Origin of the sequence: Streptacidiphilus monticola (genome assembly GCF_042658505.1) — a bacterium.
GTDB classification, from domain to species: domain Bacteria; phylum Actinomycetota; class Actinomycetes; order Streptomycetales; family Streptomycetaceae; genus Streptacidiphilus; species Streptacidiphilus monticola.
Genome location: NZ_JBHSQJ010000103.1, coordinates 22,745 through 35,397, shown reverse-complemented (window position 1 = coordinate 35,397; position 12,653 = coordinate 22,745). Strand labels below are relative to the sequence as shown.

13 protein-coding genes are annotated in these 12,653 nt (G+C 72.5%); 4 read left to right on the top strand and 9 right to left on the bottom strand.

The features are described 5' to 3' along the window. Positions 1 to 4: 4 nt before the first annotated feature. From ACFP3V_RS23585 to ACFP3V_RS23575, 3 genes are all read right to left on the bottom strand, one after another. Positions 5 to 1,225 (bottom strand): MFS transporter, encoded by a 1,221-nt coding sequence (locus ACFP3V_RS23585; protein WP_380586903.1) that lies wholly within the window; start codon positions 1,223 to 1,225, stop codon positions 5 to 7. Positions 1,226 to 1,229: 4 nt separating this feature from the next. Continuing rightward, the gene (locus ACFP3V_RS23580; RefSeq protein ID WP_380586900.1) at positions 1,230 to 1,835 is read right to left on the bottom strand and encodes an ArsR/SmtB family transcription factor; all 606 of its coding nucleotides are present in this window, start codon (positions 1,833 to 1,835) and stop codon (positions 1,230 to 1,232) included. A 130-nt stretch (positions 1,836 to 1,965) separates the two neighbouring features. After that, positions 1,966 to 2,367, bottom strand: coding sequence for a MarR family winged helix-turn-helix transcriptional regulator (locus tag ACFP3V_RS23575; RefSeq protein WP_380586897.1), 402 nt, complete (start codon positions 2,365 to 2,367; stop codon positions 1,966 to 1,968). Positions 2,368 to 2,473: 106 nt separating this feature from the next. Between ACFP3V_RS23575 and ACFP3V_RS23570 the strand changes: the two genes are divergently transcribed. Further along, positions 2,474 to 3,076: a TetR/AcrR family transcriptional regulator gene (locus ACFP3V_RS23570; RefSeq protein ID WP_380586894.1), complete on the top strand. Its 603-nt coding sequence runs from the start codon at positions 2,474 to 2,476 to the stop codon at positions 3,074 to 3,076. A 23-nt stretch (positions 3,077 to 3,099) separates the two neighbouring features. On the opposite strand, the gene ACFP3V_RS23565 is transcribed toward ACFP3V_RS23570, so the two are convergent. Beyond that, entirely contained in the window at positions 3,100 to 3,966 is an 867-nt protein-coding gene (locus ACFP3V_RS23565; RefSeq protein WP_380586891.1) for a helix-turn-helix domain-containing protein, read from the bottom strand. 325 nt (positions 3,967 to 4,291) lie between these two features. Here ACFP3V_RS23565 and ACFP3V_RS23560 point away from each other — a divergent pair, with 325 nt between their 5' ends. Further along, the gene (locus ACFP3V_RS23560; RefSeq protein WP_380586888.1) at positions 4,292 to 4,789 is read left to right on the top strand and encodes an ATP-binding protein; all 498 of its coding nucleotides are present in this window, start codon (positions 4,292 to 4,294) and stop codon (positions 4,787 to 4,789) included. Between the two features lie 79 nt (positions 4,790 to 4,868). Here ACFP3V_RS23560 and ACFP3V_RS23555 read toward each other — a convergent pair whose 3' ends face one another. After that, positions 4,869 to 5,105, bottom strand: a complete 237-nt coding sequence (locus ACFP3V_RS23555) for a DUF397 domain-containing protein (protein WP_380586885.1) — start codon at positions 5,103 to 5,105, stop codon at positions 4,869 to 4,871. 423 nt (positions 5,106 to 5,528) lie between these two features. Here ACFP3V_RS23555 and ACFP3V_RS23550 point away from each other — a divergent pair, with 423 nt between their 5' ends. Beyond that, complete coding sequence (locus ACFP3V_RS23550) at positions 5,529 to 6,362, top strand: sirohydrochlorin chelatase (RefSeq protein WP_380586883.1); 834 nt, start codon at positions 5,529 to 5,531, stop codon at positions 6,360 to 6,362. A gap of 165 nt (positions 6,363 to 6,527) precedes the next feature. On the opposite strand, the gene ACFP3V_RS23545 is transcribed toward ACFP3V_RS23550, so the two are convergent. Both ACFP3V_RS23545 and ACFP3V_RS23540 read right to left on the bottom strand, forming a co-directional pair. Then, positions 6,528 to 7,547, bottom strand: a complete 1,020-nt coding sequence (locus tag ACFP3V_RS23545) for a LacI family DNA-binding transcriptional regulator (protein WP_380586881.1) — start codon at positions 7,545 to 7,547, stop codon at positions 6,528 to 6,530. Continuing rightward, on the bottom strand, positions 7,544 to 8,752 hold the full coding sequence (locus tag ACFP3V_RS23540; protein WP_380586878.1) for an MFS transporter: 1,209 nt from the start codon (positions 8,750 to 8,752) through the stop codon (positions 7,544 to 7,546). Before ACFP3V_RS23540 ends, ACFP3V_RS23545 begins: the two co-directional genes overlap by 4 nt. A gap of 108 nt (positions 8,753 to 8,860) precedes the next feature. On the opposite strand from ACFP3V_RS23540, the gene ACFP3V_RS23535 reads away from it, so the two are divergent. Continuing rightward, positions 8,861 to 9,799, top strand: a complete 939-nt coding sequence (locus tag ACFP3V_RS23535; RefSeq protein WP_380586875.1) for a LysR family transcriptional regulator — start codon at positions 8,861 to 8,863, stop codon at positions 9,797 to 9,799. Positions 9,800 to 9,917: 118 nt separating this feature from the next. Here ACFP3V_RS23535 and ACFP3V_RS23530 read toward each other — a convergent pair whose 3' ends face one another. Together ACFP3V_RS23530 and ACFP3V_RS23525 are read right to left on the bottom strand one after the other, a co-directional pair. Then, positions 9,918 to 10,964, bottom strand: a complete 1,047-nt coding sequence (locus ACFP3V_RS23530; RefSeq protein ID WP_380586872.1) for a LacI family DNA-binding transcriptional regulator — start codon at positions 10,962 to 10,964, stop codon at positions 9,918 to 9,920. Beyond that, the gene (locus ACFP3V_RS23525) at positions 10,952 to 12,646 is read right to left on the bottom strand and encodes a glycoside hydrolase family 13 protein (protein WP_380586869.1); all 1,695 of its coding nucleotides are present in this window, start codon (positions 12,644 to 12,646) and stop codon (positions 10,952 to 10,954) included. Before ACFP3V_RS23525 ends, ACFP3V_RS23530 begins: the two co-directional genes overlap by 13 nt. Between the last annotated feature and the right edge of the window lie 7 nt (positions 12,647 to 12,653).

The following is a 12,653-nucleotide window of genomic DNA, read 5'->3' as shown; positions in this document are numbered from 1 at the left end:
TCCCTCAGGCCGCCTGCGCCGCCTCCGCGGGGGCCTCGACCGTGACGGCCTCCGCAGCGGGGCGACGGGTGAACAGGTAGAGCGCGCCGAGCGCCATCAGCGCCGCCATGGCCGTCAGCAGCAGCCGGAAGTCCACCACCGCGACCAGCCCCGCGCCGAGCGCGATGGCGGTGGTCTGCGGCACCGAGAGCATGACGCCGAGGGCGGCGTCGGTGCGGCCCATCAGCTCGGGCGGGGTGCTGCGCTGGAACAGCGTCATCAGCCCCGCGATGATCCACGGCAGGCTGGCCCCGATCAGGGTGACGCCCACGCCGACCACCCAGACGGAGCCGACGCAGCCGGCCGCGAAGCCGAGCCCGGCGGCGGTCAGGCCGGAGGCGATCAGCCGGCTCTCCCCGATCCGCCGCATCAGCCGCCCGGCCACCGCGCCCGCCGCGATCGCCCCGACGCCCTCCAGCGAGCTGATCACGCCGAGGAACGCGGGCGGCCGGTGCAGGCCCTGGTCGATGACGGCGAAGACCACGGACTCGGAGAAGCCGAACGCGAGCAGCCCGAAGACCACGGCCAGCACGGCCTGACGCAGCGTCACCGTGCCCATGATGTGCCGGACTCCGCGCAGCAGCTCGCCCCGCTCGCGCCCGTGCCGCGGCGCGGGGGCGCTCTCGCGGCCGCGGATCGCGCGGATCAGCAGGGCGGCCAGGACGAAGGTGGCCGCGTCGCCCAGCACCAGCGGCGCGATGCCGTAGGCGGACAGGACGGCCGCGCCGATCAGTGGGGCGACCAGCCGCAGGCCCTGGAGCGCGGTCTGGATCAGCCCGTTGGCCTCGCCGAGCTGCTCGGCGGGGATGAGCGCCTGGGTGTAGGCCGTCATCGCGGACCCGGTGACGCCGCTGACCATGCCGTAGCCGAGCATCACGGCGTAGATCAGCCAGACCTCGCCGCGGCCGTGGACCAGCAGCAGCGGCAGCACCACCAGCACGGCGACCAGGTTCAGCACGACGATCAGCGGCCCGCGCCGGACCCGGTCCACCACCACGCCGCCGAAGGGGGCGAACAGCGAGCCCAGGACGAAGACGAAGAAGGACATGCCGGCGGCGGAGTCGCTGCCGGTCAGCTCCTTGATCCAGATGCCGAGGGCGATCCACATGACGTTGTCGCCGAGCATGTCGACGAATCGGGCCAGCACCAGCAGGCGTATGTCGCGTTGACCGAGCAGAGCCTTCATGGCGTCAGTCGCCTTCCGTGCGGGTGGCGTCGAAGGGGAAGGTGAACTGGACCAGCTCGATGGGGAAGCTCCCGGCCGGACGCAGGGAGGGGTCCTCCAGCCGCTCGCGGTAGCGGAAGAGCATGGCCGTCAGCTCCTCCTCGAAGGCGGCGGCCTCGTCCGGCGTGAGCCAGAAGACCGACTGGGAGCCGCCGGTGACCTTCCGCCACTCCTCGGGGAAGCTGCCGCGCAGGGCGTTGACTCTGGCGATCTTGGCCAGCCACTGCTCCCAGAGCACGGAGGTCAGCACTCCGGCGGCGATCCGGCTCTCCGGCTCCTCCAGGGCGTTCTCGTCGTAGCCGAAGCCGATGTGCGCCCGGCGCCAGGGCCGGCGCCGCCCGGCGCCGCCCTCGGCCTCCTCGACGAAGCCGTACTTCGCCAGCGTGCGCAGGTGGAAGGCGCAGTTGGTGGGCGACTCCCCCACCATCTCGGACACCTCGGTCGCCGTCAGCGGCTCGCGGCGGGCGAGCGCCTCCAGGATCGCCAGCCGGGTGGGATGGGCGATGGCGCGCATGGCCTTGGGGTCGGTGAGCTTGCGGTGGGGACGCTCTGGGCGCTCTTCGGAAGACACGTTTCGAAACACTACGCTCGAAAGAGTTCTTTCGACAAGCCCCGAAAAAGAAGCCGGCCCCCTACCGGGACCGGCTCGTCTTCATCCGGAATCAGTCGTGCAAATCAGTCGCCCGGCCCAGTCGCCCAGGTCAGTCGCCCAGCTTCTCGGCCAGCACCGCACGATGGGTCGGCTTCGCGGCGACGTAGCGCGAGTAGCCGTCGTTCGTCACGCAGACCTGGATGCCGCGCCGGTCCTCCGGGCACATCGAGCGCTCGACCAGACCGTCCTTCTCCAGTCGGCCGATCAGCCGGGACAGCGCGCTCTGGCTCAGGTGCACCGAATCGGCCAGCTCCTGCACCCGGAAGGACACCTTGCAGGACCCGTCCGCACCCTCGACCAGGCGCTCGAGCACCTCGAACTCGCTCATGCCGAGTCCGTGGCGCTCGTTCAGCTCGCGGTCCAGCGCGCAGGCCGTGGCGGCCTGGCGGGCGAGCAGTTCCCGCCACGCCTCGACCAGCGCCTTCTCGTCGGAGGACTGCAGTTCGGCCATAGGCACAGAGTAGCACCTCCATGCAAGTGCATATTCCTGGCGGACCGGTCAGAACCAGCCATCGGGGCGCGTATATTGACGCCAGATCAACGAAGGCGGGAGGGGCATGTCACCTCGAGGCGCAGCGGTCAACGAGGCCATGCGCACCCGCTCGCGGGAACGCATCATGCAGGCCACGGTCGAGCTCGTCGACGAGCACGGCTTCGAGCGGACCACGCTCGCCGACATCGCCGAGCGCGCCGGTGTGGCCCGGGGACTGGTCTCCTACTACTTCCCCGGCAAGCGGCTGCTGCTGCAGACGGCGATGCACCGCCACATGCACCTCACCCTGGGCGCGGCCCTGCGCACCCTCACCGACGAGGACCCGCCGGACCTCTGGCTCGCCACCGCCATCGACACGATCACCGGCCTGGCCATTGACCAGCCGAGGCTGATGCGCACCCATCTGGCCCTGATCCTCGCCCCGGGCGCCGACGGCTTCGTCCAGGACGACGAGCAGCGGCGCCTGGGGGCGCTGCTCCAGGCCGTGCTGCGGCGCAGGGGCGCGGCGGACGCCGCGACGGACCACGCGGTGCTGCGGAGCGCGCTGATGGGGGCGTGCATCGGCATGCTCCTTCCCGGAGCGGAGAGCCCGGCCCGCCTGATCCGCGACGACCTCTTCACCCGCTACGGCCTCGACCCGGCCCTCGGCCCCCGAGCAGCCCGCTGAGCCCCCCAGGGGCGCGAGGAACGCTACGCGTCCTTGAGCAGTGAACCCAGCAGCTCGGTCGTCTGTTCAGGGGTGAGGCTGTCAACCGTGAGCCGTTCCATCACCTGGACGTAGGCGTCCACGTCGTCCCGCTTGTCGAGGTACAGCGCGCTCGTCAGCTGCTCCAGGTACACCACGTCCGGCAGGTCCTGCTCGGGGAAGCGCAGGATCGTGAACGCCCCGCTCTCCGCCGCGTGGCCGCCGAACCGGAACGGCATCACCTGCAGGACCACGTTGGGGAGTTGGGCCGCGTCGATCAGCCGCTGCACCTGCGCGCGCATCACGTCGGGCCCGCCGATCGGCCGGCGCAGCGCCGCCTCGTCGATGACCGCCCACAGTCGCGGGCCGCCGCCGTCGGTGATCAGCTTCTGGCGCCGCATCCGCAGCGCGATGCGGTTCTCCAGCTCCTCCGCCGGCATCCCCGGACGGTTCAACTGCATGATGGCGCGGGCGTATTCAGCGGTCTGCAGCAGGCCGGGGATGAACTGCACCTGGTAGGTGCGGATCAGCGCCGCCGCCTCCTCCAGGCCCACGTAGGTCTGGAACCAGTTGGGCATCGCGTCGCTGAAGCTGTGCCACCAGCCGGACTGGTTCGCCTCGCGGACCAGGGTCAGCAGCGCCGCGCGCTCGGCCTCGTCCTCCACCCCGTACAGGCTGAGCAGGTCGACCACGTCCCGCTCCTTGAAGCTGACCCGGCCCAGCTCCATGCGGCTGATCTTCGACTCGGAGGCGCGGATGGTGTAACCGGCGTCCTCCCGGGAGATGCCCTTGGCCTCGCGCAGCCGGCGCAGTTGGGAGCCGAGGAGGATCCGGCGCACCATCGATCCGCTCCCCGGCTGAACCGTGGTCATTCCGTTGAACCTCCACCCGATGGAAACAGCGCACAGTCTGCCACTATCCGAGCGCGAAGGGTGCCCGGTCACGAAGTCCCTGGTCAATACTTTGATCTCCATTTGCCCCAGGGATCGCTCTGCGCAGTCACGACACTACTCCATGCACGCGAAAATGCACGTGCATCTGCAGGGGCTGCAAATGCACGTGAATCCACCCTTGCATCTGACGTATGCGAAGAGGACGATGGTCGCCGTGCACCTGCACGCCCACTGGCAACCCGCCGAGAACGCGCCCCGCACACCACAGTCGCCCGGGGCCGACGGCGCATGGGAGGAGCTCTTCATGAGCCTGCACGCCGCCGTTGCGGCCGACCAGGACGTGGTCAGCTGTGCACTCGCTCCCCGCCATGAATCCGTGCGCACCGCCCGCGAGTTCACCCGCCTGACGCTCAACCGCTGGCACCTGGGCGGGCTCTTCGACGATGTCGCGCTGGTCGCCAGCGAGTTGGTCACCAACGCGCTGCGGCACGCGCTCCCGCCCGTGGTCCCCGAGCCCCGCGGCAGCGCCTTCGGCCGCCGCGGCGCGCCCCGCCCGATCGACGACGCGCTGGACGCGCCGGCCCCGCTGATCCGGCTCAGCCTGGTACGCCGGTCGCCGCAGGTGGTCTGCGCGGTGAGCGACCCGAGCGAGTGCGGGCCGGTGGCCCGTGAGGCCGACTGGATAGCCGAGTCCGGCCGCGGCCTGCACCTGGTCGAGTCCTTCAGCCAGTCCTGGGGCTGGCACCCGGTGGCCGTCGGCAAGGTGGTCTGGGCGCTGTTCGAACTCCGGGACGGACTCTGATCCCCACAGCACGACGGCCTGGGACCGAAGTCCCAGGCCGTTCTTGATACTTGGGGCCGGGCGGCGCCGGCCCCCACCGCTAGGCGACGAAGTGGTCGAACTCGCCGGCCTTCACCCCGTGCAGCAGTGCCGCGATCTCGGCCCGGGTGTAGACCAGCGCCGGACCGTCCGGGAAACGGGAGTTGCGGACGGCGATGTCGCCGTCCGCCAGGCGCGCCAACTCGACGCAGTCGCCCTGGGAGTTGCTCAGCTCACTCTTCTGCCAGACCACGCCTTCGAGCTCCGTGGCGGGGATGCCGTTGTAGACGCGACCCATCTTTGCTGTCTCCCGGAAAGTTCGAGCGGTGCACCATGCAGCGGTCTCACTGCCGGTGATGATATCCCCCGCCAGGTGCACGTGCAGCTGCTTATGCTGTTGCACGTGCGCTCACGAGAAGTGCACGAAAGCCCTACAGGAGAAGGGAGTTGATCGGTCCTTACGGGCAAAGCCGGACAGTTCGCCCCCCGTCGAGGCGACTGTCCGTGAGGATGCTGACGCGGCAGGCATTCATGATCGACAGCATGGAGCGCCACCGTGACGCACAGTCAGTAACCACCTGCCTGCTCCCTCCATGTGACGCTGCTCACCCCCCGTCAGGTTCCGTCCGGCGGTGGAGATTCGGGGTGGGATTCGACAGAGCGGTCACGATCCGGATGCCGCTGTGCCGGGCGACGTACGCATGACCTACGATCGTGCGCCATGAGCACTGCCCCGACTCCCAGCAACCCGCTGCCGGTTCGCACGCCCAACGCCAAGGGGCGCGGTCGCCACCGCCGTCCAGAGGTCCCCGAGATCCCCGCGGGCTCGCCCGCCCTGCTGCTGGCCGTTCCGGTCGAGGCCACCCCCGCCGCCCAGCAGATAGCCGACGAGATCGTCTCGCTGATCCGCGTGGAGCAGCCCGGAGTTGACGTGCAGGCCGCGTACCTGCCCGGCGGTGCCGAGGACTCCCCCGTGGTCACCGACGTGCTGGCCGCGGCCCGCAAGGCGGGTCTGCCGCTGCCCGTGGTCGTCCCGCTCAGCCCCGCGCCGGTCCCGGCGCTGGAGGCGGCGCTCGCGGGCGTCGAGGGCGTGACCGTCACCGACTCGCTCGGCCCGCACCCGCTGCTCGCGGAGGCCGTGCACGTCCGCCTCTCCGAGGCCGGCCTGGCCCGCGCCGACCGCGCGCGCCTCTTCGCCATCAACACCGCCGCGGACGGCATCGTGCTCGCCACGGTCGGCGGCCCGGTGGCGCTGGAGCTGGCCGAGGTGACCGGCGTCCTGCTGGCCGCGCGTCTCGCCGTGCCCGTGGTCCCCGCGGCGCTGGACATCCCCGGCTCGGTCGCCGCGGCGGTCGAGCACCTGCGCGCCACCGGCAGCGGGGCGCCCGCGCTCGCGCCGTACGTGCTGGGCCCGGAACTGGCGGAGGACCACCTCAAGGCCGTGGCCGAGGAGTTCGACGTACAGGTCGCCGAGCCGATCGGCGCCTACGCCAGCCTGTCCCGCCTCGCCCTCGGCCTGTACCTGGGCCACCTCGGCGTCAGCCTCGACCACTGACGCGGGCCCCGCTGGGGGCGCGAGGAACTGCGTGACCAGCCCGCCACCGCGGGAGGTTCGACCCGTTGATCGGGGACGGACCTCCCCGAGTGGTGGGCTGGTCGCGCTGGGGGCACCTCCCGCCCGAAGGGTGGGGGATCCTCGCGCCCCTGGCGGCTGCGCCGCCTACGGGTGCGCCGCGGCGGTCGAGCCGCGGACGACGAGCTCGGGCTGGAAGACGAACTCGCCCCGCTGGGCCGGGTTTCCGCCGATCTCCTCGAGAAGGACGTTCACCGCGGCCGCGCCCATCGCCTCCACCGGCTGACGGATCGTCGTCAGCGGCGGGTCCGCGAACGCGATCAGCGGGGAGTCGTCGAAGCCGACCACCGACACGTCGCCGGGGACCGTCAGCCCGCGCCCGCGCGCGGCGCGGATCGCGCCGAAGGCCATCAGGTCGCTGCCACAGACGATCGCCGTACAGCCCTTGTCCAGCAGCACGTTCCCCGCCGCCTGGCCGCCCTCCACGGTGAACAGCGAGTGCTGGACGAACTCCGCCGCCGCTGTCGCGTCCAGGCCCCGCAGCTCCCCCAGTGCCGCCGTGAAGCCCTCGATCTTGCGCAGCACCGGGACGAAGCGGGCGGGGCCGACCGCCAGTCCGATCCGTTCGTGGCCCAGGCCGACCAGATGGCGCACCGCCATCCACATCGCCGCGCGGTCGTCCGGGGAGATGAAGGGGGCCGCGACCCGCTCGCTGTAGCCATTGATCATCACGAAGGGGACGCCCTGGCCCTGCAGCTTGGCGTAGCGCTCGGTGTCCGCCGTGGTGTCGGCGTGCAGGCCGGAGACGAAGACGATGCCCGTCACGCCGCGCTCGACCAGCATCTCCACCAGCTCGTCCTCGGTCGAGCCGCCCGGCGTCTGGGTGCACAGCACCGGCGTGTAGCCGAAGCGGGTGAGCACCTGCTCGATCACCTGGGCCAGCGCCGGGAAGATCGGGTTGCTCAACTCCGGTGTGATCAGGCCGATCAGGCCCGCGCTGCGCTGCTTGAGCCGGGTCGGGCGCTCGTAGCCGAGCACGTCCAGCGCGGCCAGCACGGCCTGCCGGGTGGCGGCGGCGACGCCCGGTTTCCCGTTGAGCACGCGGGAGACGGTGGCCTCGCTGACGCCCGCCTGTGCGGCGATGTCGGCCAAGCGGGCTGTGTTCACTGGGCTCCCTCCCACGCGGATGACGCACCGAATCGTATTGCACGGCCGCCCGCGAAGGTGGTGAGCAGCGCGATTGCGGCGGCCGCAGCGGGAATCCGGTAGCCCGTGCCCGGGGCGGCGTGGTCGGCGAGCCAGCCCGCGACGGCGGTCCCGGTGCTGATGCCGACGAGCAGACCGGTGCTGGTCCAGGTGAAGCCCTCCGTCAACTTCCCTTCGGGGACCAGCTCCCGGACGAACCCCATCGCCGTCGTCATGGTCGGGGCCGTCGTGAAGCCAGCGGGGAACAGCACTCCGGCGGCCGCCCCGAGGCTGTGCACGAGCATGAGCGGGGAGAGCGACAGCGCCATCGCCGCAAGCGACCAGCGCATCCGCGCGAGCGCGCTGCCGCGCGGCCGCCACAGGCCGAGGAGCAACCCGGAGAGGCAGGAGCCGAGGGCGTAGCAGGCCAGCACCCAGCCGGCCTGCCCGCGCTCGCCCAGGGACTGGGCCAGGCCGATCGTGGTGATCTCCTGGGCGCCGAAGACCAGCCCGGTCGACGCGAGCACCAGGACCAGGGCGGGCATCCCGGGGCTGCGCAGGGCCGAGCCGGGCAGGTGCCCCACGGCGGCCGCGACCGGCGGCTCGGTGCGGCGCTGCCCCGCGAGCGTGAGGATGCCGACGACCTCGACGGCGACGCCGATGACGTAGGCGGCCACCGGAGAGGCCGCGGCCGCCAGGCCCATGACGGCCAACGGGCCCAGGACGAAGCACAGTTCGTCGACGACGCCCTCGTAGGCGTAGGCCGTGTGCAGCGTCGCGTCGTCGCCCTTGTGCAGGTGCGCCCAGCGCGCCCGGGCCAGGGAACCGGAGTTGGGGCCGAGGCCCGCGGCGGCGCAGGCGACGACGAACAGCCAGGTGGGCGCATGCTGAACGATCGTCAGCAGGGCGCCCGCGGACCCGGCCGCGGCGAGCAGCATCGCGGGGACGCTCACCCGGGCCTGGCCGTGGCGGTCCACCAGCCGGGCCTGGAGCGGACCGGCCACGGCGACGGTGGCCAGGGAGGTGGCGCCGCCCAGCCCGGCCAGCGTGTAGGAGCCGTGCAGGCTGGTGACGGCGAGGGTGGCCGCCAGCGAGAGCATGCCCATGGGGAAGCGCGCCAGCAGCGCGGCCAGGGCGAAGGGGACCGCCCCGGCAGGGGAGAACAGGGCTCGGTAGCCGCGGAACATGCGTCAACTCCAGTCGTGGTGAACGACCTTGAGCCTGCCGTCGGCCGCCGGGGGCCGTCCAACACCTGTTCAGCTGCATTGACGCAGTTCTGTTGTTAATCTTCGGGCATGCCCGCCGACATCCATCCCCGCCTGCTGCGCGGCTTCGTCGCCACCGCGGAGGAGCTCCACTTCGGCCGTGCCGCGCAACGGCTGCGGGTCGCCCAGCAGGCGCTCAGCCGGGACGTGCGGACGCTGGAACGGGTCCTCGGCCAGACGCTGTTCGAGCGCAGCACCCGCCAGGTCGCGCTCACCCCCGCCGGGTCCCGGCTGCTGCCCAGGGCCCGCCGACTGCTCGCCCTCCACGACGACCTGCTCGCCGACGGTACCGCGCGCCCGCTGCTGGTCGACCTCAACAGCGCGGTCACCGGCCCCGACCTGACGCCGGACCGGCTGCTGGAGGCGGCCCGGTCGCGGCTGCCGGAGGCGGAGCTGCTCGCCCGCTTCCACGGCGGCCTGGCCGGCGCCGCGGCCGCGCTGCTGGCGCACCGCCTCGACGTCGCCTTCGGCTGGTTCGCCGGCCTTTCCGCCCCGCTGCGCAGGCAGTTGACGCACCGTCCGATCCGGCTGGAGCCGATGGCGCTGATCCTGCCGCTCGAACACCCGCTGGCCGGGTGGGACGCCGTGCCGGTCGCCGAGCTGCGCCGGTACCGCCTGGACGTCTGCGCGGGGAACGAGGCGACGACGGAGTGGACGGAGCTGGGCTCGCGCCTGGCCCGCGCCTTCGGCGTCCCGGTCGCCCCGCCCCGCTCCCCGGCCGTGGGGCCCGAGGAGTTCGGGCGCTACCTGCTCCGGCACGGCGACCCGGCGCTGACCACCACGGGCATGGACGACATCCCCGGCACGGTCACCCGGCCGCTGGTGGACCCGGTCCCGCTCAGCCCGGTGTCCCTGGTGCACCGGCCCGACCTGCGCCACCCCGGGCTGGACGCACTGCTGCAGGCCGCCGCGGAACTCGGCTCCGCCGAGGGCTGGTTGGAGCGCCCGGCGGACAGCTGGCTGCCCTGAACCGCCAACGGGGCGTGGGCAGCGGGGGGGGCAACGGCCGGCCGGGCTGGGGCAGCGGGGAGGAACACGAAGCGGGCGGGGGCCGACCCTCACACGGCCCCCGCCCGCCGACGGAGCCTCAGCTCCGGGCCGCGGCCCCGGTGGAGCCGCGGACGACCAGTTCCGGCTGGAACACGAACTCGGCCCGGTGCACCGAGTTCCGGTTGATCTCCTCCAGCAGCGCGTCCACCGCTGCCGTACCCATCGCCTCCACCGGCTTGCGGATGGTGGTCAGCGGCGGATCGGCGAAGGCGATCAACGGTGAGTCGTCGAAGCCGACCACCGACACGTCGCCGGGGACCGTCAGCCCGCGCCCGCGCGCGGCGCGGATCGCGCCGAAGGCCATCAGGTCGCTGCCGCAGACGATCGCCGTGCAGCCCTTGTCCAGCAGCACGTTCCCCGCCGCCTGGCCGCCCTCCACGGTGAACAGCGAGTGCTGGACGAACTCCGCCGCCGCTGTCGCGTCCAGGCCCCGTTCGGCCAGGGCGGCGGTGAAGCCCTCCACCTTCCGGGCCACCGGCACGAAGCGGGCCGGTCCGAGCGCCAAGCCGATCCGCTCGTGGCCGAGTTCGACCAGGTGCTGGACCGCCATCCGCATCGCCGCGCCGTCGTCCGGCGAGACGAACGGCGCGTCGATGCGGTCGCTGTAGCCGTCGATGAGGACGTAGGGCACGCCGCGGCCGGCGAGCCGGGCGTAGCGCTCGTGGTCGGCGGTGGTGTCGGCGTGCAGGCCGGAGACGAAGACGATCCCGGTCACGCCCCGGTCGACCAGCGTCTCCACCAGCTCGTCCTCGGTCGAGCCGCCCGGTGTCTGGGTGCACAGCACGGGGGTGTACCCGTACCGGGTGAGCACCTGCTCGATCACCTGGGCCAGCGCCGGGAAGATCGGATTGCTCAACTCCGGTGTGATCAGGCCGATCAGGCCCGCGCTGCGCTGGCGCAGCTTGACCGGGCGGTCGTAGCCGAGCACGTCCAGCGCGGCCAGGACCGTCTGGCGGGTCGCCGCGGAGACCCCCGCCTTCCCGTTGAGCACCCGGGAGACGGTGGCCTCGCTGACGCCCGCCTGGACGGCGATGTCCGCCAGGCGCGCGCCGGACTGCTGGGGGACGGTCACTAGACGGCCCACCAGGCGGTGGTGTCCGCCGGCAGCACGGTCTCGTCGTCCACGACGACCACCTCGCCGGAGCCGATCAGCAGCCGGCCCGGGGCGGCCATCCGCACCGGTTCGCCGGTGGTGTTGGCGGTGACGACGACCGACGAGCCGTCAGCGGCGGTACGGCGGAAGGCCAGGACGCCGGGCTGGGCGTCCATCCAGTCGACCGAGTCGCCCGCGCCGAGCGCGGCCTGCTCGCGGCGCACGGCCAGCGCGGAGCGGTACAGCTCCAGCGTCGAGCCGGGCACCCCGGTCTGCGCCTCGACGCTCAGCTCGGCCCAACTCGCGGGCTGCGGCAGCCAGCTGGGGCCGCCCGCGACCGGACCGAAGCCGTAGGGCGCCTCGGTGCCGGACCACGGGATGGGCACCCGGCAGCCGTCGCGGAAGCCGTCCTGGCCGCTCTGCCGGTGGAAGGAGGGGTCCTGGCGGACCTCGTCGGGCAGGTCGGTGACGTCCGGCAGGCCCAGCTCCTCGCCCTGGTACAGGTAGGCGGAGCCCGGCAGGCCCAGCATGAGCAGCGTGGCCGCGCGGGCCCGGCGCAGGCCCAGCTCGCGGTCGCCCGGCGTGCGGATCTGGGTGCCCAGGCCGGCCGGGTTGGCGAAGCGGGTGGCGTGCCGGGTGACGTCGTGGTTGGACAGCACCCAGGTGGCCGGGGCGCCCACCGGGCGCATCGAGTCCAGGGTCAGGTCGACGACCTCGCGCAGCGCCTCGGCGTCCCAGGAGGTGCCCAGGTACTGGAAGTTGAACGCCTGGTGCAGCTCGTCGGGGCGGACGTAGTTGGCGGTGCGCTGCACCGTCGGGGTCCACGCCTCGGCGACGAAGATGCGCTCGCCGGTGTACTCGTCCAGCACCCGGCGCCAGTCGCGGTAGATCTCGTGCACGCCGTCCTGGTCGAAGAACGGCATCACGTCGTTGCCGAGCAGCTTGAGCTGGTCGCTGCCGCCGATGTCGGGCAGTCCGGCGGCCTTGACCATGCCGTGGGCGACGTCGATGCGGAACCCGTCCACGCCCAGGTCCAGCCAGAACCGCAGGATGGAGCGGAACTCGTCCTGGACGGCCGGGTGCTCCCAGTTGAAGTCGGGCTGCTCCGGGGCGAACAGGTGCAGGTACCACTCGCCGTCCGCCACCCGGGTCCAGGCCGGGCCGCCGAAGATGGACTCCCAGTCGTTGGGCGGCAGTTCACCGTTCTCGCCCTTGCCGGGCAGGAAGTGGAACCGCTTGCGCAGCGGCGAGCCGGGGCCCTCGCGCAGCGCCTGCTGGAACCACTCGTGCTGGTCCGAGCAGTGGTTGGGGACCAGGTCCACGATGATCCGCAGCCCGAGCCGGTGCGCGTCCTCGATCAGGCCGGTGGCGTCGGCGAGTTCGCCGAACATCGGGTCCACGCGCCGGTAGTCGGAGACGTCGTAGCCGGCGTCGGCCTGCGGGGAGGCGTAGAAGGGGGACAGCCAGACGGCGTCCACGCCCAGGTCGCGCAGGTAGGGCAGGCGGGAGCGGATACCGGGGAGGTCGCCCATGCCGTCGCCGTTCGCGTCGGCGAAGCTGCGGGGGTAGACCTGGTAGATCACCGCGTCGCGCCACCAGTCCCCGGTTCTGCGCGCGCCCGCGGTGGCGGTGGCGTCGGCGGGCCGGGCGAGTTCGGCGAGGTGCTGGGTCATGGGATCC